Genomic DNA, 26,866 nt, shown 5'->3' with positions numbered 1-26,866 from the left:
TGTGTACCAAAATGGTGCGTACCCGTGGAGGGAAGTGATGAACCTTGAGAGCAAATGGCTGGAAGACTTCAGCGCCCTGGCGGCCACCCGCAGCTTTTCCCAGGCGGCGGAACGGCGCTTTGTCACCCAGCCGGCATTCAGCCGACGCATCCGTAGCCTCGAGGCTGCGCTGGGCCTGACCCTGGTCAACCGCTCGCGCACGCCGGTGGAATTGACGGCGGCGGGGCAGTTGTTCCTGGTGACCGCACGCACCGTGGTCGAACAGCTCGGTGAAGTGCTGCGCCATTTGCATCACCTGGAAGGCGGGCAGGGCGAAGTCATGCAAGTGGCGGCGGCGCACTCCCTGGCGCTGGGCTTCTTCCCGCGCTGGATCGCCCAACTGCGCAACGAAGGCCTGAACATCGCCACGCGGTTGGTGGCCACCAACGTCGGCGACGCCGTGCACGCCCTGCGCGAAGGCGGTTGCGACCTGATGCTGGCGTTCTACGACCCGGACGCGGCGATGCAGATGGACGCGGAAATCTTCCCCTCCCTGCACCTGGGCAACACCGAAATGCTCCGGGTGTGCGCCGCCGATGCCGATGGCAAGCCGTTGTTCGACCTGGAGGGTGAGGGCAGTGTGCCGCTGCTGGCCTATAGCGCCGGGGCGTTCCTTGGTCGTTCGGTGAATCTGTTATTACGCCAACGTGCCTTGCGCTTTACCACCGTTTACGAAACCGCCATGGCCGACAGTCTCAAGAGCATGGCGTTGGAAGGCTTGGGCATTGCCTGGGTGCCGCAGCTGAGCGTGCGCGCAGAACTGGCGCGTGGTGAGTTGGTGGTCTGTGGCGGGCCGCAGTGGCATGTACCGCTGGAGATCCGCCTGTATCGCTGCGCGTTGGTGCGCAAGGCAAACGTGCGCTTGTTGTGGCGCAAGTTGGAGGGGGGGGCTGCCGGTGCAACACAATGAGTTGCCGGTGGAAGTCAGACGCGCTTGTTGCCTGTTGAAATTGATTGAGAGGGTGGCTCAATCGAATTTGGCAAGGTAGGTGCGAATGTTCTGTTTGTTGGCGTCAGAGTAATTCAAGTCATTGCCGCGTAGAGGGGATTCGTTATTGTATTTCATGAAAGTGTCATTCCACCAACCGTTATAGGTTATCTCTCCGTCAGCACGGGTTGCACCCAACAAAAGGCCAAGCGTGTGGGCGGCACCTCGAGCGTTGTTGTAAGAGGTTATTCCATATTCGTGGCCGGGGTCGGTTCTGCCTGGCTCGCTGAAGCTCAAATGCTCGGGTGTTACGAATAAGGTTTTTTCGATCTTCGGCTTGCCCGAATGGTGAGCCTGGTCTGGGTTCTTGTTTCTGCCGTAGTGCTTGCGAAGTCCGTACTCGACATCATTGTCGGACTGGTAGTTGAAGTTGCGCATTTTGGCGTCGCGAATCACATTGACGATAACTTCGCGTCCTGAAATATTTTCAATATGTTTTTTGGCCAAGGCCAAATGAGTTTTTTCAAATTCCTGTTCGGCGGGATAACCCAGGTCTTTGTGGAAAACAACATTCACATAAATCGGTTTTTTGGCAGGGCGTGTCCTTTGGTCATTTATTGCCGCGGTTGCTTCTGAGATGATGCGGTCAATGTTGGCAAAGAAATCAGTGCTCATAGATATAGGCCCTCGTGCTCTACGTTGAGAATTAATCAGAGAGCGACAAGAATATAGTTGGTGATTTTTCATGAGGTGACAACTTGTCTGAGTGGTTAGTGGGAAACTTTCCAAAAATTTGTAAGTTGCTTGGTTTTCAGTGTGAAGTGTTCGAGACGCTTAGAGCAGTATTGGCTGACTTCTGAGTCAGTAAATGGCAATAAGCGATACGCTAGACAGATGGTCATCCAAGGGGCTGTTTATCTGCATTATTACGGTATACTGCGCGGCCTTCGGCCGGTCCAACCGGCCTTAATTCGTATAACAAGCCACGCCGGATTTCCCGCGTGGCTTGTTGTTTTTTGACGCGCCTGCGGGCGCCCAGAGAGAAGAGGCACGACGATGAGTGCATTGGTTGGCGTGATCATGGGCTCCAAGTCCGATTGGTCCACCCTTAGCCACACCGCCGATATGCTGGAAAAACTCGGCATTCCGTATGAAGTGAAAGTGGTCTCTGCCCACCGCACCCCGGATTTGCTGTTCCAGTATGCCGATGAAGCAGAATCCCGTGGCATCGAGGTGATCATCGCCGGTGCCGGCGGTGCAGCGCACTTGCCAGGCATGTGTGCGGCCAAGACCCACCTGCCGGTGCTGGGCGTGCCGGTGCAGTCGGCAATGCTCTCGGGCGTGGATTCGCTGTTGTCCATCGTGCAGATGCCAGCCGGCATCCCGGTGGCCACCCTGGCGATTGGCAAGGCCGGCGCGATCAACGCTGCGCTGCTGTCCGCCAGTATCCTGGGCGCCAAGCACCCGCAGTTCCACGCGGTGCTGAAGAAATTCCGTGCTGAGCAGACAGACAGCGTGCTGGACAATCCAGACCCACGTATCGCCTGAGGTTGTTGATTGATGAAAATCGGTGTAATCGGTGGCGGCCAACTGGGCCGCATGCTGGCCTTGGCGGGAACCCCGCTGGGGATGAACTTCGCTTTCCTGGACCCGGCGCCGGACGCATGCGCGGCTGCGTTGGGTGAACACCTGCGCGCTGACTACAGCGACCCGGATCACCTGCGCCAACTGGCGGACGAAGTTGACCTGGTGACCTTCGAGTTCGAAAGCGTGCCGGCTGAAACCGTGGCCTTCCTCTCGCAGTTCGTGCCGGTGTACCCGAGCGCCGAAGCCTTGCGCATCGCCCGTGACCGCTGGTTCGAGAAAAGCATGTTCAAGGACCTGGGCATTCCCACCCCGGCCTTCGCCGACATCCAGTCCCAGGCGGACCTGGACGCCGCCGTCGCCAGCATCGGCCTGCCGGCCGTGCTGAAAACCCGCACCCTGGGTTATGACGGCAAGGGCCAGAAAGTCCTGCGCACTGCGGCCGATGTAGTCGGCACCTTCGCCGAGCTGGGCAGCGTCGCCTGCTTGCTGGAAGGCTTCGTGCCGTTCACCGGCGAAGTCTCGCTGATCGCCGTGCGTGCCCGTGATGGCGAAACCCGCTTCTACCCGTTGGTGCACAACACCCACGACAGCGGCATCCTCAAGCTGTCCGTGGCCAGCACCGACCACCCGTTGCAGGCCCTGGCGGAAGATTATTCCAGCCGTGTGCTCACGCAGCTGGATTACGTCGGCGTGATGGCGTTCGAGTTCTTTGAAGTCGACGGTGGCCTCAAGGCCAACGAAATCGCCCCACGCGTACACAACTCCGGGCACTGGACCACCGAAGGCGCCGAGTGCAGTCAGTTCGAAAACCACCTGCGGGCGGTCGCGGGCTTGCCATTGGGTTCCACCGCCAAGGTCGGCGAGAGCGCGATGCTCAACTTCATCGGTGTGGTGCCGGCGGTGGAAAAAGTCATCGCCATCGACGACTGCCACTTGCATCACTACGGCAAGGCCTTCAAGGCCGGGCGCAAGGTCGGCCACGCCAACCTGCGTTGCAAGGACCGTGCGACGCTGCAAGCGCAGATCCTCAAGGTTGAAGCGCTGATCGCCGAGCAATAAGACAAGTCCGACGGGAACCATTGGCGATCGTCGTCTCTCTGATTGCAGGATGCCAAAGCCTGACTAGGCTTTGGCATAGCTCACCTACATTCAGAGGGAAATGCCATGGGTATCATCGGAACCATCTTTATCGGCCTGATCGTCGGCCTGCTGGCGCGTTTCCTCAAGCCTGGCGACGACAGCATGGGCTGGATCATGACCATCCTGCTGGGTATCGCCGGCTCCCTGGCGGCGACCTACGGTGGCCAGGCCCTGGGTATCTACCAGGCCGGTCAAGGCGCGGGCTTCATCGGCGCGCTGATCGGCGCGATCATCCTGCTGGTGATCTACGGCCTGATCAAAAAGAAATGATCTAAGCGACAAAGCCCTCTGCGCTGCGCAGGCGCAGAGGGCTAGAATGCCGGCACTGTTTTCCTTGCCGAGCTGCTCCCCATGCGCCGTCTTCTGTTGACTCTCCTCCTGCTCGGCTCTGGCCTTGCGCACGCCGGCGAACTGCCGGAAACCGACTGGCTCGACCTGATGCCGCTGTCGGACCAGAAAGCCCTCGAAACCATGCCCGAGATCGACCACAACTCCCCCGAAGCCCAAGGCACGTTCACCGATAAAGGTGGCCTGAAGCAGAGCAAAGGCTTGCCGGCGGTGATGTATTCGACCAAGACCGTGGCGGCGATGAACGGCAAGAACATCCGCATCGGCGGCTATCCAGTGCCGCTGGAAACCGACGCCAAGGGCCGCAGCACGCTGTTTTTCCTGGTGCCCTACCCAGGCGCGTGCATCCACGTGCCGCCACCGCCGCCTAACCAGCTGGTGCTGGTGCGTTATCCCAAGGGGTTGAAGCTGGATGATATCTACACGCCGTTGTGGGTGACGGGGACGCTCAAGGTCGAAAAGGTCAACAACGACTTGGCCGACGCCGCTTATGCGCTGGATGCGGGGAAAGTGCGCGTAGTAAAAGAGTCCGATCTCTAAAGCCCGGCACAAATCAATGTGGGAGCTGGCTTGTGTGGGAGCTGGCTTGCCTGCGATGCAGGCACCTCGGTGTATCAGTAGTACCGAGTTGATGCTATCGCAGGCAAGCCAGCTCCCACAGTTTTGATCGGGTTTACAGGGCAGTAGCGGTGATGCTCACGCCTAAGGTGTGGCTTTGGCCGGGTGCCAATTCAACAACATCATCCAGCACATTCGCCGTCTCGATGCACAACATCCCCGTCCAGCCGTCATCGGCCATGTCATCGAAGGCCTTGGCGCGTTCAGTCCACGGGTTCCAGATCACGGTGGACGTCGAGCCCTCGCTGGTGAGCTGGATGCGACGCTGCCAGTCTTGATCGACGATGCTCAACTGCGCCGGCGTATCGAGGTAGATGCGATCCGTCTCGGCGCTGAAGTGCAGCAGACCGGACTGGTTTTTCTTGGTCCAGCCGTCAGCGGTGTCGATATACGCCGTCCCGTCCAGCCCGTCGACCTGCACATTGCGCACATCGCTCACGGCGAAATAGGTGTGCAGTGCCTGGCTCAGCGTCACGCTGTCGCTGCCACGGTTGTGGCTGGTCAGGCGGATGTGCAGTTGCTCGTCCAGCAGCAGGCTCAGGGTCAGGTCAACCTGATGGGGCCAACCGGGGAAGCCGCCTGCGGGCACCGGCAATACCAGGTCAACGCGCAAGGCGTCGCCTTCAAGCTCGGTCGCAGCCAATTCCCACAACGCCGTACGCACAAAACCATGGGCACCGGCCGGCTGCTCGCTCTGGCGCATCGCCTTGACGCTGTGCGGGTTGCGCTCAAATACGCCAAACCACGGCCAGCACACCGGTACGCCGGTACGAATGCCCTTGCCCTGCTTGAACACCGCTTCGGGGTTCGGCCAGATCAGCGGCTGCTCGCCGTCACGTCCGTAACTGAAGATGTGCGCGCCCTGTTGGGCCACCATCAACTCAGCGCCGTTGTGGCGGATGCGCCAGCAGTCCAGCTCGTCGATCTTCACGGTTTCAACGTGGGGCACAGGCATATCAAGCACTCTTAATGGCAGGCAATGGGGCAATTGACCGTCAAAACCCGGCGAGGTTTAACGGGCGCGCGATGGCACCGAGCGCGTACGGCCGCTGCCGTCGATGGCGACGAACACGAACACCGCCTCGGTGACCTTGCGCCATTCGCTGGACAGCGGGTCGTCGCTCCACACTTCGACCATCATCTGGATCGAGCTGCGGCCGATCTCCAGGGCCTGGGTATAAAAGGACAGCTGCGCGCCCACGGCGACCGGCACCAGGAACGCCATGCGATCGATGGCCACGGTGGCCACACGTCCGCCCGCGACCTTGCTGGCCATGGCGGTGCCGGCGAGGTCCATCTGCGCGACCAGCCAGCCGCCGAAGATATCGCCAAAGCCGTTGGTTTCACGCGGCAGCGCGGTGATTTGCAGGGCGAGGTCGCCTTGCGGGATAGGGTCTTCTTGTTCGAGTTCGATCATGCCGGGTATGCCTCTCAAGACTGCGGGTCTGGCGCGTCAAGGGCCGAGTATATCGGGACCCTTGCGCCGCGACGACCGTCTGTGGCTGATTTGGTCGGCAATTAGCCGCTGTATTGCGGCTTTTTCGCGCAACTGTGCTTCTGGTGTGCTTTTCCAGGCGATTTGCTATCTTGCCCAACCCGCCCTGGCTCAGCCAGCGCAGCGGATCTGCCGTCCTGACTAATAAGAGAAGCCTTGCCATGTCCTCCGTGCCCGCAAGCAGCGCGCAACCTTCGCGCCCGCTGACCCGCAACGACTACAAAACCCTGTCGCTGTCTGCCTTGGGCGGGGCGCTGGAATTTTATGATTTCATCATTTTCGTGTTTTTCGCCACCGTGGTCGGAAAACTTTTCTTCCCGGTGGACATGCCCGAATGGCTGCGCATGATGCAGACCTTCGGCATCTTCGCCGCCGGCTACCTGGCGCGTCCGCTGGGCGGCATCATCATGGCGCACTTTGGTGACCTGCTGGGCCGCAAGAAGATGTTCACCCTGAGCATCTTCATGATGGCCGTACCGACCTTGATCATGGGCTTGCTGCCGACCTACGCGCAGATCGGCCTGTGGGCGCCGATCCTGTTGCTGCTGATGCGCGTCATCCAGGGCGCGGCGATTGGTGGCGAAGTGCCGGGCGCGTGGGTGTTCGTCTCCGAACACGTACCGCCGCGCCACATCGGCTACGCCTGCGGCACCCTGACCAGCGGCCTTACCGCCGGTATTCTCCTGGGTTCGCTGGTGGCGACGGCCATCAACACCCTGTACACCCCTGTAGAAGTGTCGGATTTCGCCTGGCGCATCCCGTTCCTGCTGGGCGGCGTGTTTGGCTTGTTGTCGGTGTACCTGCGTCGTTGGTTGCATGAGACGCCGATCTTCGCCGAGATGCAGCAACGCAAGACTCTGGCCGCCGAGCTGCCGCTGCGCGCCGTATTGCGTGACCACCGTGGCGCCATCGTGCTGTCGATGCTGCTGACCTGGCTGCTGTCGGCCGGTATCGTCGTGGTCATCCTGATGACCCCGACCGTGCTGCAGACCGTTTATCACTTCGCGCCGACCGTTGCCCTGCAAGCCAACAGCCTGGCCATCGTCACCCTGAGCCTGGGCTGCATCCTCTCCGGCGCCCTGGCTGACCGTTTCGGTGCCGGCCGCGTGCTGGTCGGCGGTTGCCTGTTGCTGCTGTGCAGCTCGTGGACGCTGTACCACAGCCTGGTCCAGCACCCGGACTGGCTGTTCCCGCTGTACGCCCTGACGGGCCTGTTCGTCGGCACCATCGGCGTGGTGCCCTACGTGATGGTGAAAGCCTTCCCACCGGTGGTGCGCTTCAGCGGCTTGTCGTTCTCCTACAACGTGGCCTACGCGATTTTCGGCGGCCTGACGCCGCTGGCGGTGTCGTTGCTGATGAAGGAAAGCCCGATGGGCCCTGCTTACTATGTCGCCGCGCTGTGCGTGATGGGGATGTTGGTGGGTGGGTATCTGTGGAAGCGCTCGCGCTAACGCCTTGAAAGCGATCGTTCCTACGCAATGTAGGAGCGATCGCATTACAGAGTATTTCTGAAACACCTCCGCTCCTGTCCCAACCCCCCGTGTTTGCGAACCTTTCCCCGTCTTGCCGCGTTTAAAGCCAATACTGGCCTTTCATCTAATTGTCATATTCCAGACATAGAGTGTTCACACGGCCTACCGATACTTGGCCCCGATCCAACTATCCCTATCTGCTAGGAGTAAGGCATGAAACTGAAGCGTTTGATGGCGGCCATGACTTTTGTCGCTGCTGGCGTTGCGACTGCTAACGCGTTCGCCGCTGTTGACCCAGCTATCCCGAGCTACACCAAAACCACCGGTGTATCGGGCAACTTGTCCAGCGTTGGTTCTGACACCCTGGCCAACCTGATGACCCTGTGGGCCGAGTCCTACAAAAAAGAATACCCGAACGTAAACATCCAGATTCAGGCCGCTGGCTCCGCCACCGCGCCACCTGCGTTGACTGAAGGCACCTCCAACCTGGGCCCGATGAGCCGCAAGATGAAGGACACCGAACTGGCTGCCTTCGAACAGAAGTACGGCTACAAGCCAACCGCTATCCCGGTTGCCGTGGACGCCCTGGCTGTGTTCGTACACAAAGACAACCCGATCCAGCACCTGACCATGGAACAAGTCGACGCGATCTTCTCCTCGACGCGTCTGTGCGGCGGCAAAGCCGACGTTAAAACCTGGGGCGACCTGGGTGTGACCGGCGACCTGGCCAACAAGCCAGTGCAACTGTTCGGCCGTAACTCGGTATCCGGCACCTACGGCTACTTCAAAGAAGAAGCCCTGTGCAAAGGCGACTACAAGCCAAACGTGAACGAACAACCAGGCTCGGCTTCGGTCGTGCAGTCGATCAGCTCCTCGCTGAACGGCATCGGTTACTCGGGCATCGGCTACAAGACTGCAAGCGTGAAGACCGTTGCCCTGGCCAAGAAAGGCAGCACTGACTTCATCGAAGACAGCGAAGAAAACGCCCTGAACGGCAAATACCCGCTGTCGCGTTTCCTCTACGTTTACGTCAACAAAGCCCCGAACAAGCCTCTGGCCCCGCTGGAAGCTGAGTTCGTGAAACTGGTTCTGTCCAAACAGGGCCAGGAAGTTGTCGTGAAAGACGGCTACATCCCGCTGCCAGCCAAAGTTGCCGCCAAGGCCCTGGCTGACCTGGGTTTGAAGGAAGGCGGCAAGTAAGCCTGCAATACCTGGTGTAGATGCATGCTTTTCTGTGGGAGCGGGCTTGCCCGCGATGCTGGCGACGCGGTGTAGAGTTGAAACCGTATTGATGCCATCGCGGGCAAGCCCGCTCCCACACTAGCCGTCTACGCCTCCTAATTTTTAGTCCGCTGCCAGCTCTGCTACGCGGCGGATTTCTTGCGTCACTGCATTGTCATCTTTCTGTCATACAGGATCGCTAGGGTGTGCGCATGAATGATCTGGCCAATTCCACCATGACGACGACTTCTCCTCCCAAGCGCATTGATTTCAATACGCCTGAGCTGCAACGCAAGCGCCGCATTCGCGCGCTCAAAGATCGCCTGACCCGTTGGTATGTATTGATCGGCGGTCTCGCCGTCCTCGGTGCAATCACGCTGATCTTCTTCTTCCTCGCCTACGTGGTTGCGCCGCTGTTCCAAGGCGCCTCGCTGACCAAGGAAGACGCACTGACCCCGGCCTGGATCCAGGACGCCGGCAAGCCGTTGATGATCTCGCTCGAAGAGCAGAACCAGGTCGCCATGCGGGTTTCCGACAAGGGCCAGGCACTGTTCTTCAACGTGGACACTGGCGCCGAGCTCAAGCGTGTCGACCTGCCGTTGCCGGCCGGTAGCCAGGTCGTCTCCATCGGTGAAGACCAGCCCGGCAGCCCGCTGGTGATCCTGGGTCTGTCCAATGGCCAGTCCATGGTGTTCCGCCACACCTATAAGGTGTCCTACCCGGACGGCAAGAAAACCATTTCGCCCGCGATCGAATACCCCTACGGCGAAACGCCGATCGTCCTCGATGACGCCGGTCGCCCGCTGGAGCACGTCGCGCTCAACGCTACGGATTCCACCCTGGTGGTTGCCGGCTCCGCGGGTTCGCACTTGAACGTGCTGTCCCTGAGCCGCGAAGAAAACATGATGACGGGCGAAGTCACCAGCGAGCAGAAGCGTATCGAGCTGCCGCAGATGACCGAGCCGGTGAAGGCGATCTTCATCGACCCACGCCAGCAATGGTTGTACGTGATTAACGGCCGTGCCCTGGCCGATGTATTCAACCTACGGGACAAGAGCCTCAACGGTCGATACAAATTGTTGGAAAGTGGCGATGCCGAAATCACCGCCAGCACCCAGTTGGTGGGCGGTATCTCGCTGATCGTCGGTAACTCCAAAGGCGGCCTGGCCCAGTGGTTCATGGCCCGCGACCCGGATGGCGAGCAGCACCTCAAGCAGATCCGCACCTTCCAGATGGGCACCGCGCCTATCGTTGAAATCACCGCCGAAGAACGTCGCAAAGGCTTCACCGCCCTCGACGCCTCCGGCAAGTTCGGCGTGTTCCACAGCACCGCCCACCGCACCCTGCTGGTGGACCCGGTGGTCGATGGCCAAGGCGTATTCGGCCTGTCGCCACGGGCCAACCGCGTGATTGTGGAAGCCGGCGGCAAGCTGCAACCGCTGCTGCTCGACAACCCGCACCCGGAGGTCTCGTGGAGCGCGTTGTGGAGCAAGGTCTGGTACGAGAACTACGACGAGCCTAAATACGTCTGGCAATCGACCGCCGCCAACACCGACTTCGAACCCAAGATGAGCCTGGCGCCACTGACCTTCGGTACGCTGAAGGCGGCGTTCTACGCCATGCTGCTGGCCGCACCGCTGGCTGTTGCCGCTGCCATCTACACCGCGTACTTCATGGCCCCGAGCCTGCGCCGCAAGGTCAAGCCGGTGATCGAACTGATGGAAGCGATGCCGACGGTGATCCTCGGCTTCTTCGCCGGCCTGTTCCTCGCGCCGTATGTCGAGGGGCATCTACCGGGGATTTTCAGCCTGTTGATGCTGTTGCCGATTGGCATCCTGGTGGCCGGCTTTATCTTCAGCCGCTTGCCTGAGTCGATCCGCCTGCGCGTTCCCGATGGCTGGGAAAGCGCGATCCTGATCCCGGTGATCCTGTTTGTGGGCTGGCTCTCGCTGTACATGAGCCCCTACCTGGAAACCTGGTTCTTCGGCGGCGACATGCGCATGTGGATCTCCCACGACCTCGGCATCACCTACGACCAGCGCAACGCCCTGGTAGTCGGCCTGGCCATGGGTTTCGCGGTGATCCCGAACATCTACTCCATCGCCGAAGACGCCGTGTTCAGCGTACCGCGCGGCCTGACCCTGGGCTCGCTGGCCCTGGGTGCCACGCCGTGGCAGACCATGACCCGCGTGGTGATCCTGACCGCCAGCCCGGGGATTTTCTCGGCGCTGATGATCGGCATGGGCCGCGCCGTCGGCGAGACCATGATCGTGCTGATGGCCACCGGCAACACCCCGGTGATGGAGATGAACCTGTTCGAAGGCCTGCGCACCCTGGCGGCCAACGTTGCGGTGGAGATGCCGGAGTCGGAAGTGGGCGGTAGTCACTACCGTGTGCTGTTCCTCTCGGCGCTGGTGCTGCTGCTGTTCACCTTCATCATGAACACCCTCGCCGAGCTGATCCGTCAGCGTCTGCGCAAGAAATACTCGTCGCTTTAAGAAAGGTAGAAGTCTGTGAAACAGAACTCCCTGAATGGATGGTTCAAGAGCGGCGCCCCAGGCGTCTGGATCAGCGGTGGCGCGGTGTCCATCGCGGTCATCATGACCATTGGTTTGCTGGCCGTGATTGCCGTACGTGGCCTGGGCCACTTCTGGCCGGCCGACCTGATCCAGGCCAACTACAGCGTGCCGGGCCAGGCCAACCATATCGTCATCGGCGAAGTGGTGCAGAAGGAAGAAGTGCCCCGCGAGCGCCTGAAAAGCGCTGGCCTGCCCGTGCCGGACCAAGGCCCGGAATTCATGACCCGCGAGCTGATCAAGGTCGGCAACCGGGACTTGAACGGCAACGACTTCACCTGGATCGTCGGCGAGTGGCTGAAGGACCAGACCAAGCCGGTCGAGCTGATGGCCATCGAGCGTCGTGAGTGGGGTAACTTCTACGGCACCCTGGTCAACGTCAAGCAAGATGGCAAGGTCATCGCCGAAGGCGAGGCCGCGTGGCCGGAGCTGCAAGCCCGCGTCGACCGTGTGAACAAGCTGGCCGCCCAGCTCAAGAGCCTGGAAAAAACCGATATCGGCGCGATCAACGCCGGTCTCGAACGCATCCGCCTGCACGGTCGCAAGCTGGAACTGGAAGGCAAGCTCGACGCTGCCGCCCAGGCCGACATGGACGCCGACCGCGCCGAGCTGAATGCCCGTTACCAGGACATCGAAGCGCGCCTGTCCGACCTGCACACCCAGTTCAACCGTGACGCGCTGACCGCCCGTGACGGCAACGGCAAGGAAGTGGAGATCGGCATCGGCAAAGTGGTGCACGCCTACCAGCCGAACGCCATGGGCACCTTTACCAAGATCGGCTTCTACTTCAGCAAGGTCTGGGAATTCTTGAGCGATGACCCACGGGAAGCCAACACCGAAGGCGGGATCTTCCCGGCCATCTTCGGCACCGTGATGATGACCCTGATCATGGCGATGATCGTGACCCCGTTCGGCGTGCTGGCGGCGGTGTACCTGCGCGAATATGCCAAGCAGAACACCCTGACGCGCATCATCCGTATTGCCGTGAACAACCTGGCGGGCGTCCCGGCCATCGTCTACGGCGTGTTCGGCCTGGGCTTCTTCGTGTATGTACTGGGGGGCTCGGTGGACCGCCTGTTCTTCGCCGAAGCCCTGCCGGCACCGACCTTCGGTACGCCGGGCCTGCTGTGGGCCTCGCTGACCCTGGCGCTGCTGGCGGTGCCGGTGGTGATCGTGGCCACCGAAGAAGGCCTGGCGCGCATCCCGCGCACCGTACGTGAAGGCTCCCTGGCACTGGGCGCGACCAAGGCGGAAACGCTGTGGAAGATCGTGCTGCCCATGGCCAGCCCGGCGATGATGACCGGCATGATCCTCGCCGTGGCCCGCGCCGCCGGTGAAGTGGCGCCGCTGATGCTGGTAGGTGTGGTGAAACTGGCGCCGTCGCTGCCGCTGGATGGCAACTACCCGTACTTGCACCTGGACCAGAAGATCATGCACCTGGGCTTCCATATCTATGACGTCGGCTTCCAGAGCCCCAACGTCGAAGCGGCACGGCCACTGGTGTACGCCACCGCCTTGCTGCTGGTGCTGGTGATCGCCACGCTCAACTTGTCGGCAGTGTGGATTCGTAACCACCTGCGTGAAAAATACAAAGCGTTGGACAGTTAAGCGGGCTGGACACGGTCGATGTGGGAGCTGGCTTGCCTGCGATGCAGGCGACTCGGTTGGGCAGGTACAGCGCGGTGATGCCATCGCAGGCAAGCCAGCTCCCACACTGGACCGCGTCAGACACAAAATTTTGAGTAGATCGCCCCGGCGGTCCAACACAACGAATTGGTAGCACAGGGAGCATCCCATGCAACATGAAACCCACACCCACGGCATCAACATGTCGGCCCTGGGTCGCGACAAGCAGAGCCTGAGCCTGGCCCAGGAAACCGTGGCCATCGAAGTGCCGGGCCTGAGCCTGTACTACGGTGAAAAGCAGGCGCTGTTCGACGTCAGCATGAACATTCCCAAGCAGCGCGTGACCGCCTTCATCGGCCCGTCGGGCTGCGGCAAGTCCACGCTGCTGCGCACCTTCAACCGCATGAACGACCTGGTGGACGGCTGCCGCGTAGACGGTGCAATCAACCTCTACGGCACCAACATCTACCGCAAGGGCGAAGACGTGGCCGAGCTGCGTCGTCGTGTGGGCATGGTGTTCCAGAAGCCCAACCCGTTCCCCAAGACCATCTACGAAAACGTGGTCTACGGCCTGCGCATCCAGGGCATCAACAAGAAACGCATCCTCGACGAAGCGGTTGAGTGGGCCTTGAAAGGCGCGGCGTTGTGGGACGAAGTGAAAGACCGTCTGCACGACTCGGCCCTCGGCCTGTCCGGCGGCCAGCAACAACGTCTGGTGATCGCGCGCACCATCGCCGTGGAACCGGAAGTGCTGCTGCTCGACGAACCGTGCTCGGCACTCGACCCGATCTCGACGCTGAAAGTCGAAGAGCTGATCTACGAACTCAAATCCAAGTTCACCATCGTCATCGTGACCCACAACATGCAACAGGCGGCGCGGGTTTCCGACTACACCGCGTTCATGTACATGGGCAAGCTGGTGGAATTCGGTGATACCGATACTCTGTTCACCAATCCGGCGAAGAAGCAGACCGAAGACTACATCACCGGTCGCTACGGCTAGTCAGCCGTGGTTCTCATTGCACTGATGCTGCGGTTCTCCGCACCTTACCGGACGCTCCAAGGACGCCAACATGATTAGCAAAGAAGGCCTTACCCACCACATCTCCGCGCAGTTCAACGCCGAGCTTGAGGAAGTGCGCAGCCACCTCCTGGCGATGGGCGGTCTGGTGGAGAAGCAAGTCAACGACGCCGTGACCGCGCTGATCGAGGCCGATTCGGGCCTGGCCCAGCAAGTGCGTGAGATCGATGACCAGATCAACCAGATGGAACGCAATATCGACGAAGAATGCCTGCGCATTCTGGCCCGTCGCCAACCGGCGGCGTCCGACTTGCGTTTGATCATCAGCATCTCCAAGTCGGTGATCGACCTCGAGCGCATCGGTGACGAAGCCACCAAGATCGCCCGCCGCGCCATCCAGCTGTGCGAAGAAGGCGAAGCCCCACGCGGTTACGTGGAAGTGCGCCACATCGGCGACCAGGTGCGCAACATGGTGCGCGACGCGCTGGATGCGTTTGCCCGTTTCGACGCCGAGCTGGCGTTGTCGGTGGCCCAGTACGACAAGATCATCGACCGCGAATACAAGACCGCGCTGCGCGAGCTGGCCACCTACATGATGGAAGACCCGCGCTCTATCTCGCGGGTCTTGAGCATCATCTGGGTGCTGCGTTCGCTGGAACGCATCGGCGACCACGCGCGCAATATCTCGGAGCTGGTGATCTACCTGGTGCGTGGTACCGACGTGCGGCACATGGGCCTCAAGCGCATGAAGGCTGAAGTTGAAGGGTCGGTCGATCAAATCCCTAATGTTCCGGGCGAAGCTGACGATAAGTAAGATTGCCCGAGAAATAAACGCCCGGCCTTTGGCCGGGCGTTTTCGTTTGTGGCCTCCGAATTTTTTGCGCAGCGGAAGCAATAAAGTCCGACTGTGACTAGCGAGTTTTGGCAAAATGCCACCAGTCAGGCGTCTTGCGTGCCGAAGTTTTTATAGGATGAAGGGTCGATGAGTAAAGTCAGTGTATTGGTGGTGGATGACGCCTCGTTTATCCGCGATCTGGTGAAGAAGTGCCTGCGCAACTACTTCCCCGGGATCAAGCTTGAAGACGCGGTGAACGGCAAAAAGGCCCAGGCCATCCTGATGCGCGAGACGTTCGACCTGGTGCTGTGCGACTGGGAAATGCCCGAGATGTCCGGCCTGGAACTGCTGACCTGGTGCCGTGAGCAACCGCACCTCAAGGCCATGCCGTTCGTGATGGTGACCAGCCGTGGCGACAAGGAAAACGTGGTGCAGGCGATCCAGGCCGGTGTTTCCGGTTACGTCAGCAAGCCGTTCACCAACGAGCAATTGCTGAACAAGGTCAAGCAGGCCCTGCACAAGATCGGCCGTCTCGACGCCCTGGTCGCCAGTGCGCCGACCAAGATGAACTCGGCCTTTGGCAACGACTCCCTGAGCGCCCTGACCGGCGGCAAGGCCGAGACCGTACGTGCAGCCCCGGTTGCCGCCGCCGCCCCTGCGCCCAGCAAAGGCCTGCTCAACAGCCCGCCGGTACAAGCACCTGCAGCAGCACCAGCAGGCGGCCGCGGCCAAGGCCAACTGCGCCTGTCCAGCGGCACCCAGCAATGCGTGATCAAGGGCTTGAGCATCAAGGAAGCGCTGCTGGTGGTGCGTCGCGGTGAAGTCCTGCCGCAGGTCCTGGAAAGCGCCGTACTCGACCTGGAACAAGGCGACAACGCCGAAGTCGCGCGCCTCAACGGCTACCTGCACGCTGTTGTCGCCCACGAGCCCAAGCCCGACAGCGACTGGCTGCAACTGACCTTCCGGTTTATCGACCAGGACGCGCAGAAGCTCGACTACATCTCCCGCCTGATCGCCCGTGGTACTGCACAGAAGCATTTTGTGCCGGGTGCGTGACCCCCAGAACGACACCTAACCCTTGTGGGAGCGGGCTTGCCCGCGATAGCGGTGCATCTGACACATGATCTGTGTCTGACACACTGTCATCGCGGGCAAGCCCGCTCCCACATTGGAACTTCATTGATGCACATAGTGTTGTCATGATCTCCCGCTAACCTGCCGTTCAGTCATCCCGGCAGGTTCACGCTATGCTCACGCGTCTATTGCTGTGCTGCGCACTGGCCTGGGTCGCTCCTTCGGCTCAGGCCATGACCGTCTACAAATCCATCGATGCCAACGGCAACGTGTTCTACAGCGACCGGCAAACCCCCGGCGCGCAGGCGTTCGTGATCCACGAGCGCAAGCCCGCGCGGCCGCTGCTCGACAGGCCGACGCCGGTTTATCCACAACAAGCCTACCGCTACCCGCTGCCCTGGCGCGGCGGTCCGTTCCGCCTGAGCCAGGGCCCCAACGGCAGTTTCAGCCACACCGACAGCAAAAGCCGCTACGCCATGGACATCGCCATGCCCGAAGGCACGCCGATCATTGCGGCGCGCAGCGGGATGGTGGTGAAAACCGAGAACGCGCAGGCCGGGCGCGGCAGTGATGCGTCGGGCAATTTTGTGCGGGTGCGCCATGACGACGGCACCGAGGGCGTGTACCTGCACCTCAAGCAAGGGTCGGTCAGCGTGCAGGTAGGGCAGCGTGTGGCGGTGGGCAGCCCGCTGGCGCTGTCGGGCAATACCGGCAACAGCAGCGGGCCACACTTGCATTTCGTCGTGCAGCGCGCCACCGAGGCGGGGCTGGTGTCGATCCCGTATGAGTTCAACCAGCCGGTGGGCGTCTTGCCCAACTTTGCGTTGGGCAATTGAGGGTCAGTCCAGCAGCAGGACCTTGGCCAGGACGATCTTCGGCCCTTTCATCTTCTTGATGATGATCCGCAAGCCTTCAACTTCCAGCACTTCCTCTTCTTCCGGCACCCGCTTGAGGGTGTCGTAGATCAGGCCGGCCAGGGTTTCCGCTTCGATATGGTCGAGGTCCACGCCCAGCAGGCGCTCCACCTTGAACAGCGGCGTATCGCCACGTACCAGCAGCTTGCCTGGCTGGTAGGCGAGGATGCCGCGTTCGGCCTTGCGGTGTTCGTCCTGGATGTCGCCCACCAGCACTTCCAGCACGTCTTCCATGGTCAGGTAGCCGATGATCTTGCCGTCGGCTTCTTCCACCAGGGCGAAGTGCGCGCCGCCTTTGCGGAACTGCTCCAGCAGCTGCGACAACGGCATGTGCCGCGACACGCGCTCCAGCGGGCGGGTCAGCTCGGCCAGGTTGAACGACTCGGGGATGTGGTCCAGGGCTGCCAGTTCCAGCAGCAGGTCCTTGATGTGCAGCAGGCCGACGAATTCGTTGCGCACCGCGTCATACACCGGGTAGCGGCTGAATTTGTGGCGGCGGAACAGCGCGAGGATTTCCTTGAGCGGGGCGTTGAAGTCCAGGGTGACCAGGTCTTCGCGGGAGTTGGCCCAGTCGACCACTTCCAGTTCGCCCATTTCCACGGCCGACGCCAGTACGCGCATGCCTTGGTCGCTGGGGTCCTGGCCACGGCTGGAGTGCAGGATCAGCTTGAGCTCTTCGCGGCTGTAGTGGTGCTCATGGTGCGGGCCAGGCTCGCCCTGGCCGGCGATCCGCAGGATGGCGTTGGCGCTGGCGTTGAGCAGGTAGATCGCCGGGTACATGGCCCAGTAGAACAGGTACAGCGGCACCGCCGTCCACAGCGACAGCAGCTCGGGCTTGCGGATGGCCCAGGACTTGGGCGCCAGCTCACCGACCACGATGTGCAGGTAGGAAATCACGAAGAACGCCGCAAAGAACGACACGCCCTTGATCACTTCCGGCGACTCGACGCCCACGGCGCCCAGCAATGGCTCAAGAATGTGCGCAAACGCCGGCTCACCGACCCAGCCCAGGCCCAGGGAGGCGAGGGTGATACCCAGCTGGCAGGCCGACAGGTAGGCGTCGAGCTGGCTGTGTACGGTGCGCAGGATCTGCCCGCGCCAGCCGTTGGTGTGGGCGATGGCCTCGACCCGCGTGGAGCGCAGTTTGACCATGGCAAATTCCGCCGCAACGAAGAAACCGTTGAGCAGTACCAGGACCAGTGCAAAAAGAATCATGCCGAAGTCGGCGAAGAGTGTGGCGAGGGTGATACCAGGGGAAGGGTCCATGATGGGGTTTTGCAGGTTCCGTGTGTTCAATTAAGGGGTGGCAGGTGAGCCGCAAAAGCGGGCGCAGGTCGGCCAATGTAGCGGCTGATGGGGCGCTTGCCTAGTGGCTGCTGCCGGGTGGGACATGGAATGGGTCTTTGAAAGCGATGCAAATCCACTGTGGGAGCTGGCTTGCCTGCGATAGCGGTGTACCCGTTACCGATGTGTTTACTGATATACCGCTATCGCAGGCAAGCCAGCTCCCACATTTAGTCCTGTGTCGCCTGTGGGTTATTCATCGGTACTGAGGACGCGCGAGCGGGTCACCTGCGACGGCGGGAAATGGCAGGTAAACGTGCTGCCATGGCCCAGCACGCTGCTGATCTCCAGGCGCGCGCGGTGGCGCAGCAGCACATGCTTGACGATCGCCAGGCCAAGCCCGGTGCCGCCGGTGTTGGAGTTGCGGCTTGAATCGACGCGGTAGAAACGCTCGGTCAGGCGCGGCAGGTGCTTGGCGTCGATGCCGATGCCGGAGTCCTGCACGCTGAGGTGTGCGCCCTGTTCATCGGCCCACCAGCGGATGCGGATGGTGCCCTTGTCCTGGGTGTACTTGACGGCGTTGAACACCAGGTTGGAAAACGCGCTGCGCAATTCGCCTTCGCTGCCCTTGAGCAAGACCTGCGGGTCGGCTTCCAGGGTGATCTGCTGGCCGCGTTGGCCGGACAGCGCCTGGGCGTCGTTCTTGATGGTCTGCAACAGGCTCTGCGCGGCCACCGGTTGGTTGTCCGACGGGTAGTCGGTCGCCTCCAGCTTGGCCAGCAGCAACAGGTCGTTGAGCAGGGTCTGCATGCGTGAACCCTGCTGCTGCATTTGTTGCAGCGCGCGGCTCCAGCGCGGGTTGATCTCGTCGACGTTGTCCAGCAGCGTCTCCAGGTAGCCGCAGATCACCGTCAGCGGTGTGCGCAACTCGTGGGAGACGTTGGCGACGAAGTCTTTGCGCATCTGTTCCAGCTGATGGATGCGGGTCACGTCGCGTACCAGCATCAGGTGCTCGTTGTTGCCGTAGCGCGTCAGGTACAGCTGGATGCGCACGCGGTCGTTGGTGGGCGAGGGGATTTCCAGGGCTTCTTCGTAGTTGTCCTGTTCGAAGTACTCCTTGAAGCGCGGGTGGCGCACCAGGTTGGTCACCGGTTGGCCGCTGTCCTGGGGCGTCTTCAGGCCCAGCAGGGTTTCGGCGGCGCGGTTCCACCATTCCAGGTTGCCGTCGCTGTCGAGCATGATCACCGCGTCTTTCAACGCGGCGGTGGACTCCTGCACCCGGTCGATCACCGCTTGCAGGCGTCCGCGTACCCGTTGGTCGCGGCGTTGCAGGTGGTAGATGCTGTCGAACACCTCGCCCCACAGGCCGTAGCCGTCGGGTGGCGCTTCGTCGGGTTTGTGCTGGCGCAGCCATTCATGCAGGCGCAGCAATTGCTTGAGGGTCCAGCCCAGGTACAGGCCGAGGCCGATGGCCAGGCTCCAGCCGTAGTAGCCGCTGATCAGGCCTACCAACAGGCAGCCGGTGACCAGCAGGAGCATGTGGCGGATCAGGGTGCCATGCCAGTTTTGGTTCACTTGAACATGCGTCCTTGTCAGCTGTTTAAGTCAAGAAAAGCGGCTGGCTCAGCCCTTGGTGGAGAACCGGTAGCCAGTACCGCGCACGGTTTGTACCAGATTCTCGTAGGCATCGCCCAAGGCTTTGCGCAGGCGACGGATATGCACATCCACGGTGCGCTCTTCCACATACACGTTGCCGCCCCAGACCTGGTCGAGCAGTTGGCCGCGGGTGTAGGCGCGTTCCTGGTGGGTCATGAAGAATTGCAGCAGACGGTATTCGGTGGGGCCCATCTCGGCCGGCGTGCCGTCGATGGTCACGCGGTGGCTGATGGGGTCGAGGATCAGGCCGCCGACTTCAATCGGCGCTTCGCCATCGGTCGGGCCGGCGCGGCGCAGTACGGCTTTCAGGCGCGCGACCAGCTCACGTGGGGAAAAAGGCTTGGTGATGTAGTCATCGGCGCCGACTTCCAGGCCCTGGATCTTGTTGTCCTCTTCGCCCTTGGCGGTGAGCATGATGATCGGGATATCCCCGGTCAGCTCGTCACGCTTGAGGCGGCGGGCCAGCTCGATGCCGGACGTGCCGGGCAGCATCCAGTCGAGCAGGATCAGGTCCGGCTTGCGGTCGACGATAATGGCATGGGCCTGCTGGGAGTTCTCTGCCTCCAGGCAGTCGTAGCCGGCCATTTCCAACGCAACGGCGATCATCTCGCGGATGGGCGCTTCGTCGTCAACGATCAGAATGCTCCTGCCAACCATGCCTAAATCCTCTTGTCATTTAACTGTCTTGCGCCGCATTAGATAACGGAATTATTGCAGTCGTGTGACAGTAATTTAGTCGCTTGGGCAATCCGCGTCTCTCTGGACTACGCTTTGGGTCCGAATCCTGACAACCAAAAAAGGAAGGTTCCGATGACTTACCGCACTGTTTCCTGGAAAGCCCTGTTGGTAACGGCCGCGTTGACGCTGCCGACCCTGGCCTTCGCAATGGACCCGGCGATGACCAAAGACGGGACGCTGGTGGATCACAAAGGGATGACGCTCTACACCTTCGACAAGGATGCCGATGGCAAGTCCGTGTGCAAGGACCAGTGCGCGACGAACTGGCCGCCGTTGAAGGCTGAGTCCACCGACAAGCCGATGGGGGATTGGACGGTGATCACCCGTGATGACCAGACCAGCCAGTGGGCTTACAAAGGCAAGCCGGTGTACACCTATAAGGATGACATGAAGGCCGGGGACAAGACCGGGGATGGCAAGGGTGGGGCGTGGCATGTGATCAAGCCTTGAGCCCGAGGCGCGGCTAAAAGCATCGCGGGCAAGCCCGCTCCCACATTTGAAGGTGTTCGCAATTCAAACTGTGGGAGCGGGCTTGCCCGCGATGGCGTCAGAACAATCAGCGCAACCCGTAATCCAGCACAATCCCCACAAAAATCGCCAACCCCGCCCAGTGGTTATGCAGGAACGCCTTGAAGCACTTCAGCCGATCCCTGTCCCGCGTGTACCAGAACTCCCAGGCAAAACAGCCCGCCGCGGCAACCAGGCCCAAGTGGAACCAGCCCCCCAGCTCAAACCGCGCGCCCGCCAGCAACAGGCACACCAGCGCCAACCCCTGTAGGGTGAGGATAATCACGCGATCCGCATCGCCAAACAGAATGGCCGTGGACTTCACGCCGATCTTCAAGTCGTCGTCGCGGTCGGTCATGGCGTAATAGGTGTCATAACCCACCGTCCACAACAGGTTGGCGATATACAGCAGCCACGCGGTGGCGGGCAGGCTGCCGGTCTCGGCGGTGAATGCCATCGGCATGCCCCAGGAAAACGCCGCACCCAACACCACCTGCGGGTAATAGGTGTAGCGCTTCATGAACGGGTAACTCGCCGCCAGCGCCAGGCCGCCGAGGGACAGCAGTATGGTGCTGGCATTGGTCAGCAGTACCAGCAGGAAACTGATGCCCATCAGCACGGCAAAAAACACCAGGGCCTCTTTCGAGCTGATCTTGCCGCTCACCAGCGGACGCTGCTCGGTGCGTTTCACATGGCCGTCGACCTTGCGGTCGGCCCAGTCATTGATGACGCAGCCGCCGGCACGGGTCAGCACCACGCCGAGCACGAAAATCACGATATTGAGCAGGGACGGCGAGCCCTTGCCGGCGATCCACAGCGCCCATAACGTCGGCCACAGCAGCAGATAGATGCCGATGGGCTTGTCCATGCGCGTCAGCTGGATGAAATCCCACGCCCTGGGGTTCAGGTGGTTCAAGGACTTGAGCAGACGTTGATACATCAGCAGTTCTCCGGGTGGGCATGCAAGGCATGCCAGAAGCTCGGCAAGAAGATTTCCGCGACCAATACGCTCAAGGCCCCGCGATCAAAACGCGAGCGCCGACCCCACAGCCCGTCGGCCTGATCGGCGCTTGGCAACCAGTGGCGCGGGTAATGGCACACCTCGATCGCCTGGCGGGTGAACGCCTGGTCGCAGAACAGCAACTCGCCCAGCGAGCGGCTGCCCAGCTCATCCATGTGCAGCCCATCACCTTGCAACGCACTGCGCGACGCCACGCTGCGGGCAAACACCCAGGGCTGGCCTTGCCCGCGCAAATACACTTCGCGTACCCAGCCGACGGTGGCTGGCGCGAGCCCAAGGGCGGCGCATTCGTCGTCCCGCAGCGGCTGCCAGCCTTCGAACAGTGGCGTCACGCTGAAGCCGTCCCGGGACAGCCACGTCAGCCGGCGCGTCAGCGAGTCTTCGTTGAACAGCCAATTGACGGTCAGGGGCGCCGGCATTGGGCGCAGAAGGCTCTGGGTCAGCCATTGGCAAGCATCGGAAAGGGCGATTGAGTGCGGCACGGTGAGTCAGTATTGGCAGCAAAAGAGGCGGCGAGCTTACCATGGCACCCTGGGCTTTTGCCGGGGTGGGCCGGCCGTTTGCGTCGATCATGCTTGCATCTGCACGCCCCGATCAGTACAAAACGCCCTGAGCCGTACGGCAACGCTGGATCTATCGACCGTCGGCCAAGAGGCCTGGACCCTGAGGAAGCAAGTAATGAAGAAGTGGCAATGTGTAGTCTGCGGCCTGATCTACGACGAGAAAGACGGCTGGCCGGATGACGGAATCCTGCCTGGCACCCGTTGGGAAGACGTCCCGGAAGATTGGCTGTGCCCGGACTGCGGCGTGGGCAAGATGGATTTCGAAATGATCGAAATCGGTTGATTTTCAAGCAAATAAACCTACTACAAGGAGAAGGGAATGAACGCACCTGTCGTGATCATCGGCACCGGATTGGCCGGCTACAACCTGGCCCGGGAGTTTCGCAAGCTCGACAGCGAGACCCCATTGCTGCTGATCACCGCGGATGACGGCCGCTCCTACTCCAAGCCCATGCTCTCCACCGGTTTTGGCAAGAACAAGGACGCCGATGGCCTGAGCATGGCTGAACCTGGCGCCATGGCCGAGCAACTCAAGGCCGAAGTGCGCACCCACACCCGCATCAGCGGCATCGACCCGGGCCACAAGCGCCTGTGGATCGGCGAGGAAGCGGTGGCCTATCGCGACCTGATCCTGGCCTGGGGCGCCGAAACCGTGCGTGTGCCGGTGGAAGGCGATGCGGCTGAGCTGATTTTCCCGATCAATGACCTGGAAGACTACGCGCGCTTTCGCGCAGCCGCTGCCGGCAAGCGCCGCGTGCTGCTGCTCGGTGCCGGCCTGATCGGCTGCGAGTTCGCCAACGACCTGATCCTCGGCGGCTACGAGATCGACCTGGTGGCGCCGTGCGAGCAAGTCATGCCGACCCTGCTGCACCCGGCGGCTGCCGCTGCGGTGCAGGCTGGCCTGGAAGGCCTTGGCGCGCGTTTCCACCTGGGCCCGGTGCTCAACCGCTTGCAGCGCAGCGCTGGTGGCCTGGAAGCGCACCTGTCGGACGGCGAAGTGATCCACTGTGACCTGGTGGTCTCGGCCATCGGCCTGCGTCCACGGGTCGACCTCGCTGCCGCCGCCGGCTTGCAGACCGGCCGCGGGGTCACGGTAGACCGCCACCTCAAGACCTCCCACGCGAATATCTACGCCCTGGGCGATTGCGCCGAAGTCGATGGCCTGAACCTGCTGTATGTGATGCCACTGATGAGCTGCGCCCGCGCCCTGGCCCAGACGTTGGCCGGCAATGCGACGGCGGTCAGCTACGGGCCGATGCCCATCACCGTGAAAACCCCGATCTGCCCGCTGGTGGTTTCGCCACCGCCACGGGGCAGCGAAGGCGTGTGGAGCGTCGAAGGCCAGGGCGCCGATATAAAGGCCCTGTGCCGCGACGCCAGCGGCCGCCTGTTGGGTTATGCGCTGACCGGCGGCGCTGTCATGGACAAACTGGCCCTGAACAAAGAACTTCCACCGTTGCTGGCGTAAATACCGGTCGTTCTGTCGGAATCAGCACGTTCCTACCCCCAGAAAGGTCGCCGCGACACTGGCGCAGCGTCGGTGGGCATGCCATCCTCACTCCCGTCTGCCGCAGAGTAGAGCCTGCGGCGCCTTGGGCGCTGCTCCGTTAGAGAGCAGCACGGACATAACAACAAAAAACCGTCAAAGAGGCTTCACTCATGCGTAAACCAGAACTCGCAGCCGCCATCGCTGAAAAAGCGGATCTCACCAAAGAACAGGCCAACCGCGTCCTCAACGCCGTTCTCGAAGAAATCACCGGCGCCCTGCACCGCAAGGACAGCGTCACCCTGGTTGGCTTCGGCACCTTCCTGCAACGCCATCGCGGCGCCCGCACCGGCAAGAACCCGCAAACCGGCGAGCCGGTGAAGATCAAGGCCAGCAACACCGTTGCGTTCAAGCCGGGCAAGTCGCTCAAAGACAGCGTCAACCCGTAAGAGCGGTATCGCCTCGAAGGGAGGCGGGGTGGTAGAAAAAATGGGCACGCCGACTGGGTCGGGTGCCCATTTTTGTTGGGGCAAAGCAAGTCGGTGTTCAGGTTCATATGCACGTTTAAATGGCTTGAGCAGACGGGGGTTGCAACGGCTTGTATTCGTCTTGGTGCGTTTTTTTTTAAATGCCGGAACCTCTATGTGTGAACGCTCACTTAAAGGTTGAGGTTGCAGGAAGCACTCTCTCAATTGAATTTAAGAGGTGTCGTTATGAAACTGTCTGATCAGCCGTATACCCATTTGCAGATCCCGTCGGCTCAACCCGGCACTCAGGGGGGCAAAGCGCCGATAGTTACAGATAAACAGCAGGACGTTGCGAGCGGCTTGAGAGTTGAACGCGATTTGGGTAATGAGAGCGGGCGTTCTTCCCAGTATCCGATGGCGAGTGAAGAGGAGGTGCAAGCGAGGGCTAAGCGCGCTAGCTCTGTTTTTTTCAATAACCCGAAGACAAAGGCACCTAAGAAAAAGCCGCCAGCGAATACCAAGCCACCAGCGGAGACTAAGCCACCATCGACGAAACCACCCAAGCCTGCGGGTGGGCCAAATGGGTCGAACGATGCCGTCAATAGCTCGAAAACAATTTCCGATTTGCACAAAAAAAATGTGCTTCCGCCAATATCGAGTGAGCTCGCCAGCGGTGCTCGTAGCGCGTTTATAAATCATGGCGTAAGCACACTTACTGGTTTGCCCTTTACCGCCGGGGAGCATATAGCTTCTTGCGCCATAACGGACAGGATTGACGCACAAGCCAAAATGCCGGGGGCTGAAAAAAGGAACGCAGACGGTAGGGTAAGCACCAACGATCCTTCCGCGACGGAACAGCAAAAATTAGACGCACGTCTTGAAAGCGCTGAAATAAAAACGGAAGTAATGGTCAACAGCATACTCTCCATTAATGAGGGGCCGGATGCCAAGGCGGTGGGTAAGGATCCTGGCGCGGCAACTGATGTTGACTCACGCTTGAACGCTCTTGAAAGCAGGATGAACGCCACAGAAGACCAGATGAAAGAAATCGCGAAACGATACGGGCTTATCTACGACCCCTATGTGGCGCCGGAGTCATCGGAAACGCCGACGGCAGCGTCTCGTATGGCGGTCGTTGAGAAGCGCTATGAGCACATGAACAAAATGCTGAAGCGGCTGATAAGAAACGCGCAAGCAGATGCAGAAGATGCTGAATAAATAGGGATAAAGGGGGCGGATTTATTTGGTCTATAAAAAGAATGGTAAATAAATCAGCCCCATGTATCCATGATAATTTTCAGGCCGGGTTTTAATTTATTCTGTGCTCTTCAGCTGTGCTGCCGGTAACGTTTGCACTTCCTGAGGTATGGCGGCGTAAATATTTTCTACGGGCTCTGATAGATGTATTGGGAGAGCGTCAAGTATTTCCTTCACGGCTCGTTCATGATAGGCAAGGTATTGTTCATGACTCGTTGGATCTTCATTGATGGGCTGATGAGGTATTTTCAAAGAGTAGCTGACTGTTTTATTTCTTTTCGACACTTCAGGTCCCATGATTTTGAGGTCCGTTAAGTCAGCCATGCTGGAGTCTTTTGAACTCAGCCAATAGTTGTCGCCCTATTTTTTATCGAATTCCTCGGTGTCGACTATTCGATGTTCCAATTGTTCACGAATAATCCGGCTAACGAGGTGCGATACAAAAAATACAGCGCCAGGATCTGGGAACAGGCCGCCGATAGCGAGAGGGAATGGGGTGCGCATTATTGACCTCTTCTATTTGCCGCAGAGCGGTTCAGGACCTTTATAGCTTTTTCTATATCCTTCGGGAATTTGACCACCTGTTTTTTCGAAGTGAGCGTCCAATTTCGCCGTTTCAATGGTCTTCGCTGCCTGGGTCGAACTTATACCGCTTTGCACAACAGTTCCCTTGATCGTTTTTCCAGGATTTAGACGTTCTAGTTTTTCTACCTGCTGGTGAAGCCTGGTCGGGTCGCCGCTAGATTTTGTCACGCGGTTCATATCGGCCTTGTCGTATTTGTGCAGCTCACCATCTATTCGAATCTCATAGACGCCAAAATTACCTACGGCCCCGTGGGTATTCAGATTGATCAGCCCCCATGGATCAATCCATGAAATAGGATTGGGTGCGTACTTGTAGAGGTTGATCCCCCCACCAACCCAATCGGATCCGGCGCAGCAAACAGCGCCACATCCGGATCATAAAACCTGAACGTATTGAAATGCAGCCCC

The 26,866-nt window shown here is 60.5% G+C and carries 28 protein-coding genes and 1 pseudogene; 18 read left to right on the top strand and 11 right to left on the bottom strand.

Annotation, left to right across the window (positions count from 1 at the left end; genetic code table 11):
- Positions 1–37 precede the first annotated feature (37 nt).
- On the top strand, positions 38–949 hold the full coding sequence (locus B348_RS0126245; protein ID WP_017739003.1) for a LysR substrate-binding domain-containing protein: 912 nt from the start codon (positions 38–40) through the stop codon (positions 947–949).
- A gap of 57 nt (positions 950–1,006) precedes the next feature.
- On the opposite strand, the gene B348_RS0126240 is transcribed toward B348_RS0126245, so the two are convergent.
- Positions 1,007–1,642 carry a hypothetical protein gene (locus B348_RS0126240; RefSeq protein ID WP_017739002.1) on the bottom strand — a complete coding sequence of 212 codons (636 nt, stop codon included), beginning with the start codon at positions 1,640–1,642 and terminating at the stop codon, positions 1,007–1,009.
- A 381-nt stretch (positions 1,643–2,023) separates the two neighbouring features.
- Here B348_RS0126240 and purE point away from each other — a divergent pair, with 381 nt between their 5' ends.
- The 4 genes from purE to B348_RS0126220 all read left to right on the top strand — a co-directional run bounded on the left by purE (position 2,024) and on the right by B348_RS0126220 (position 4,582).
- Positions 2,024–2,515: a 5-(carboxyamino)imidazole ribonucleotide mutase gene (gene purE / locus B348_RS0126235; RefSeq protein ID WP_003176980.1), complete on the top strand. Its 492-nt coding sequence runs from the start codon at positions 2,024–2,026 to the stop codon at positions 2,513–2,515.
- 12 nt (positions 2,516–2,527) lie between these two features.
- Positions 2,528–3,613, top strand: coding sequence for a 5-(carboxyamino)imidazole ribonucleotide synthase (locus tag B348_RS0126230; protein WP_017739001.1), 1,086 nt, complete (start codon positions 2,528–2,530; stop codon positions 3,611–3,613).
- Between the two features lie 105 nt (positions 3,614–3,718).
- On the top strand, positions 3,719–3,964 hold the full coding sequence (locus B348_RS0126225) for a GlsB/YeaQ/YmgE family stress response membrane protein (protein ID WP_017739000.1): 246 nt from the start codon (positions 3,719–3,721) through the stop codon (positions 3,962–3,964).
- Between the two features lie 81 nt (positions 3,965–4,045).
- Positions 4,046–4,582, top strand: a complete 537-nt coding sequence (locus B348_RS0126220) for a DUF3299 domain-containing protein (RefSeq protein WP_017738999.1) — start codon at positions 4,046–4,048, stop codon at positions 4,580–4,582.
- 133 nt (positions 4,583–4,715) lie between these two features.
- Here the strand turns inward: B348_RS0126220 and B348_RS0126215 are convergent, their stop codons facing one another.
- Together B348_RS0126215 and B348_RS0126210 are read right to left on the bottom strand one after the other, a co-directional pair.
- Positions 4,716–5,615 carry a D-hexose-6-phosphate mutarotase gene (locus tag B348_RS0126215; protein WP_017738998.1) on the bottom strand — a complete coding sequence of 300 codons (900 nt, stop codon included), beginning with the start codon at positions 5,613–5,615 and terminating at the stop codon, positions 4,716–4,718.
- Positions 5,616–5,672: 57 nt separating this feature from the next.
- Entirely contained in the window at positions 5,673–6,077 is a 405-nt protein-coding gene (locus tag B348_RS0126210) for an acyl-CoA thioesterase (protein WP_003176975.1), read from the bottom strand.
- A gap of 239 nt (positions 6,078–6,316) precedes the next feature.
- On the opposite strand from B348_RS0126210, the gene B348_RS0126205 reads away from it, so the two are divergent.
- From B348_RS0126205 to B348_RS0126170, 8 genes are all read left to right on the top strand, one after another.
- Positions 6,317–7,606, top strand: coding sequence for an MFS transporter (locus tag B348_RS0126205; RefSeq protein WP_017738997.1), 1,290 nt, complete (start codon positions 6,317–6,319; stop codon positions 7,604–7,606).
- A gap of 234 nt (positions 7,607–7,840) precedes the next feature.
- On the top strand, positions 7,841–8,827 hold the full coding sequence (locus B348_RS0126200) for a phosphate ABC transporter substrate-binding protein PstS (protein ID WP_017738996.1): 987 nt from the start codon (positions 7,841–7,843) through the stop codon (positions 8,825–8,827).
- Between the two features lie 485 nt (positions 8,828–9,312).
- Entirely contained in the window at positions 9,313–11,346 is a 2,034-nt protein-coding gene (locus tag B348_RS0126195) for an ABC transporter permease subunit (RefSeq protein WP_177325359.1), read from the top strand.
- A gap of 15 nt (positions 11,347–11,361) precedes the next feature.
- Positions 11,362–13,032: a phosphate ABC transporter permease PstA gene (gene pstA, locus B348_RS0126190; protein ID WP_017738994.1), complete on the top strand. Its 1,671-nt coding sequence runs from the start codon at positions 11,362–11,364 to the stop codon at positions 13,030–13,032.
- 187 nt (positions 13,033–13,219) lie between these two features.
- Positions 13,220–14,053: a phosphate ABC transporter ATP-binding protein PstB gene (gene pstB / locus B348_RS0126185; protein WP_017738993.1), complete on the top strand. Its 834-nt coding sequence runs from the start codon at positions 13,220–13,222 to the stop codon at positions 14,051–14,053.
- Between the two features lie 70 nt (positions 14,054–14,123).
- The gene (gene phoU / locus B348_RS0126180; RefSeq protein WP_017738992.1) at positions 14,124–14,885 is read left to right on the top strand and encodes a phosphate signaling complex protein PhoU; all 762 of its coding nucleotides are present in this window, start codon (positions 14,124–14,126) and stop codon (positions 14,883–14,885) included.
- Between the two features lie 168 nt (positions 14,886–15,053).
- Positions 15,054–15,962 (top strand): response regulator, encoded by a 909-nt coding sequence (locus B348_RS0126175; RefSeq protein ID WP_017738991.1) that lies wholly within the window; start codon positions 15,054–15,056, stop codon positions 15,960–15,962.
- 191 nt (positions 15,963–16,153) lie between these two features.
- Entirely contained in the window at positions 16,154–16,816 is a 663-nt protein-coding gene (locus tag B348_RS0126170; RefSeq protein ID WP_026137079.1) for a M23 family metallopeptidase, read from the top strand.
- Between the two features lie 3 nt (positions 16,817–16,819).
- Here the strand turns inward: B348_RS0126170 and B348_RS0126165 are convergent, their stop codons facing one another.
- From B348_RS0126165 to phoB, 3 genes are all read right to left on the bottom strand, one after another.
- Complete coding sequence (locus B348_RS0126165; RefSeq protein WP_017738989.1) at positions 16,820–18,160, bottom strand: hemolysin family protein; 1,341 nt, start codon at positions 18,158–18,160, stop codon at positions 16,820–16,822.
- Positions 18,161–18,430: 270 nt separating this feature from the next.
- Positions 18,431–19,717 (bottom strand): phosphate regulon sensor histidine kinase PhoR, encoded by a 1,287-nt coding sequence (gene phoR / locus B348_RS0126160; RefSeq protein ID WP_256204507.1) that lies wholly within the window; start codon positions 19,715–19,717, stop codon positions 18,431–18,433.
- Positions 19,718–19,801: 84 nt separating this feature from the next.
- Positions 19,802–20,491: a phosphate regulon transcriptional regulator PhoB gene (gene phoB / locus B348_RS0126155; protein WP_003231714.1), complete on the bottom strand. Its 690-nt coding sequence runs from the start codon at positions 20,489–20,491 to the stop codon at positions 19,802–19,804.
- 153 nt (positions 20,492–20,644) lie between these two features.
- Here phoB and B348_RS0126150 point away from each other — a divergent pair, with 153 nt between their 5' ends.
- On the top strand, positions 20,645–21,022 hold the full coding sequence (locus B348_RS0126150; RefSeq protein WP_017738987.1) for a hypothetical protein: 378 nt from the start codon (positions 20,645–20,647) through the stop codon (positions 21,020–21,022).
- Positions 21,023–21,128: 106 nt separating this feature from the next.
- On the opposite strand, the gene ubiA is transcribed toward B348_RS0126150, so the two are convergent.
- Both ubiA and B348_RS0126140 read right to left on the bottom strand, forming a co-directional pair.
- Positions 21,129–22,019, bottom strand: coding sequence for a 4-hydroxybenzoate octaprenyltransferase (gene ubiA, locus B348_RS0126145; protein ID WP_017738986.1), 891 nt, complete (start codon positions 22,017–22,019; stop codon positions 21,129–21,131).
- Positions 22,019–22,582: a chorismate lyase gene (locus B348_RS0126140; RefSeq protein WP_026137078.1), complete on the bottom strand. Its 564-nt coding sequence runs from the start codon at positions 22,580–22,582 to the stop codon at positions 22,019–22,021. The genes ubiA and B348_RS0126140 overlap by 1 nt, the downstream gene beginning before the upstream one ends.
- 196 nt (positions 22,583–22,778) lie before the next feature.
- On the opposite strand from B348_RS0126140, the gene B348_RS0126135 reads away from it, so the two are divergent.
- The 4 genes from B348_RS0126135 (at position 22,779) to B348_RS1000000132080 (ending at position 25,834) form a co-directional block, all read left to right on the top strand.
- Complete coding sequence (locus B348_RS0126135; RefSeq protein WP_015886569.1) at positions 22,779–22,946, top strand: rubredoxin; 168 nt, start codon at positions 22,779–22,781, stop codon at positions 22,944–22,946.
- Positions 22,947–22,982: 36 nt separating this feature from the next.
- Positions 22,983–24,131 carry an NAD(P)/FAD-dependent oxidoreductase gene (locus B348_RS0126130; RefSeq protein WP_017738984.1) on the top strand — a complete coding sequence of 383 codons (1,149 nt, stop codon included), beginning with the start codon at positions 22,983–22,985 and terminating at the stop codon, positions 24,129–24,131.
- A 191-nt stretch (positions 24,132–24,322) separates the two neighbouring features.
- Positions 24,323–24,598 carry an HU family DNA-binding protein gene (locus tag B348_RS0126125; protein ID WP_003213368.1) on the top strand — a complete coding sequence of 92 codons (276 nt, stop codon included), beginning with the start codon at positions 24,323–24,325 and terminating at the stop codon, positions 24,596–24,598.
- A 264-nt stretch (positions 24,599–24,862) separates the two neighbouring features.
- On the top strand, positions 24,863–25,834 hold the full coding sequence (locus B348_RS1000000132080; protein ID WP_017738983.1) for a hypothetical protein: 972 nt from the start codon (positions 24,863–24,865) through the stop codon (positions 25,832–25,834).
- Positions 25,835–25,930: 96 nt separating this feature from the next.
- Here the strand turns inward: B348_RS1000000132080 and B348_RS1000000131675 are convergent, their stop codons facing one another.
- From B348_RS1000000131675 to B348_RS1000000132315, 3 genes and pseudogenes are all read right to left on the bottom strand, one after another.
- Positions 25,931–26,197: a hypothetical protein gene (locus B348_RS1000000131675; RefSeq protein ID WP_157356562.1), complete on the bottom strand. Its 267-nt coding sequence runs from the start codon at positions 26,195–26,197 to the stop codon at positions 25,931–25,933.
- Positions 26,198–26,389: 192 nt separating this feature from the next.
- Positions 26,390–26,635, bottom strand: coding sequence for a hypothetical protein (locus B348_RS1000000132075; protein WP_256204504.1), 246 nt, complete (start codon positions 26,633–26,635; stop codon positions 26,390–26,392).
- Positions 26,636–26,728: 93 nt separating this feature from the next.
- A pseudogene (locus B348_RS1000000132315) lies at positions 26,729–26,866 on the bottom strand (RHS repeat-associated core domain-containing protein); the annotation flags it as partial.

Origin of the sequence: Pseudomonas sp. CBZ-4 (assembly GCF_000346755.1) — a bacterium.
Lineage (GTDB): Bacteria > Pseudomonadota > Gammaproteobacteria > Pseudomonadales > Pseudomonadaceae > Aquipseudomonas.
Note: the sequence above shows the minus strand (reverse complement) of the source record. Positions and strands in the feature narration are given on the sequence as shown.

What these genes read in the sequence shown, in the direction of transcription:
- B348_RS0126245 (WP_017739003.1), top strand. Translation starts at nt 38, where the DNA reads ATGAACCTTGAGAGCAAATGGCTGGAAGACTTCAGCGCCCTGGCGGCC.
- B348_RS0126240 (WP_017739002.1), bottom strand. Translation starts at nt 1,642, where the DNA reads ATGAGCACTGATTTCTTTGCCAACATTGACCGCATCATCTCAGAAGCA.
- purE (WP_003176980.1), top strand. Translation starts at nt 2,024, where the DNA reads ATGAGTGCATTGGTTGGCGTGATCATGGGCTCCAAGTCCGATTGGTCC.
- B348_RS0126230 (WP_017739001.1), top strand. Translation starts at nt 2,528, where the DNA reads ATGAAAATCGGTGTAATCGGTGGCGGCCAACTGGGCCGCATGCTGGCC.
- B348_RS0126225 (WP_017739000.1), top strand. Translation starts at nt 3,719, where the DNA reads ATGGGTATCATCGGAACCATCTTTATCGGCCTGATCGTCGGCCTGCTG.
- B348_RS0126220 (WP_017738999.1), top strand. Translation starts at nt 4,046, where the DNA reads ATGCGCCGTCTTCTGTTGACTCTCCTCCTGCTCGGCTCTGGCCTTGCG.
- B348_RS0126215 (WP_017738998.1), bottom strand. Translation starts at nt 5,615, where the DNA reads ATGCCTGTGCCCCACGTTGAAACCGTGAAGATCGACGAGCTGGACTGC.
- B348_RS0126210 (WP_003176975.1), bottom strand. Translation starts at nt 6,077, where the DNA reads ATGATCGAACTCGAACAAGAAGACCCTATCCCGCAAGGCGACCTCGCC.
- B348_RS0126205 (WP_017738997.1), top strand. Translation starts at nt 6,317, where the DNA reads ATGTCCTCCGTGCCCGCAAGCAGCGCGCAACCTTCGCGCCCGCTGACC.
- B348_RS0126200 (WP_017738996.1), top strand. Translation starts at nt 7,841, where the DNA reads ATGAAACTGAAGCGTTTGATGGCGGCCATGACTTTTGTCGCTGCTGGC.
- pstB (WP_017738993.1), top strand. Translation starts at nt 13,220, where the DNA reads ATGCAACATGAAACCCACACCCACGGCATCAACATGTCGGCCCTGGGT.
- phoU (WP_017738992.1), top strand. Translation starts at nt 14,124, where the DNA reads ATGATTAGCAAAGAAGGCCTTACCCACCACATCTCCGCGCAGTTCAAC.
- B348_RS0126175 (WP_017738991.1), top strand. Translation starts at nt 15,054, where the DNA reads ATGAGTAAAGTCAGTGTATTGGTGGTGGATGACGCCTCGTTTATCCGC.
- B348_RS0126170 (WP_026137079.1), top strand. Translation starts at nt 16,154, where the DNA reads ATGCTCACGCGTCTATTGCTGTGCTGCGCACTGGCCTGGGTCGCTCCT.
- B348_RS0126165 (WP_017738989.1), bottom strand. Translation starts at nt 18,160, where the DNA reads ATGGACCCTTCCCCTGGTATCACCCTCGCCACACTCTTCGCCGACTTC.
- phoR (WP_256204507.1), bottom strand. Translation starts at nt 19,717, where the DNA reads ATGCTCCTGCTGGTCACCGGCTGCCTGTTGGTAGGCCTGATCAGCGGC.
- phoB (WP_003231714.1), bottom strand. Translation starts at nt 20,491, where the DNA reads ATGGTTGGCAGGAGCATTCTGATCGTTGACGACGAAGCGCCCATCCGC.
- B348_RS0126150 (WP_017738987.1), top strand. Translation starts at nt 20,645, where the DNA reads ATGACTTACCGCACTGTTTCCTGGAAAGCCCTGTTGGTAACGGCCGCG.
- ubiA (WP_017738986.1), bottom strand. Translation starts at nt 22,019, where the DNA reads ATGTATCAACGTCTGCTCAAGTCCTTGAACCACCTGAACCCCAGGGCG.
- B348_RS0126135 (WP_015886569.1), top strand. Translation starts at nt 22,779, where the DNA reads ATGAAGAAGTGGCAATGTGTAGTCTGCGGCCTGATCTACGACGAGAAA.
- B348_RS0126130 (WP_017738984.1), top strand. Translation starts at nt 22,983, where the DNA reads ATGAACGCACCTGTCGTGATCATCGGCACCGGATTGGCCGGCTACAAC.
- B348_RS0126125 (WP_003213368.1), top strand. Translation starts at nt 24,323, where the DNA reads ATGCGTAAACCAGAACTCGCAGCCGCCATCGCTGAAAAAGCGGATCTC.
- B348_RS1000000132080 (WP_017738983.1), top strand. Translation starts at nt 24,863, where the DNA reads ATGAAACTGTCTGATCAGCCGTATACCCATTTGCAGATCCCGTCGGCT.
- B348_RS1000000131675 (WP_157356562.1), bottom strand. Translation starts at nt 26,197, where the DNA reads ATGGCTGACTTAACGGACCTCAAAATCATGGGACCTGAAGTGTCGAAA.
- B348_RS1000000132075 (WP_256204504.1), bottom strand. Translation starts at nt 26,635, where the DNA reads ATGAACCGCGTGACAAAATCTAGCGGCGACCCGACCAGGCTTCACCAG.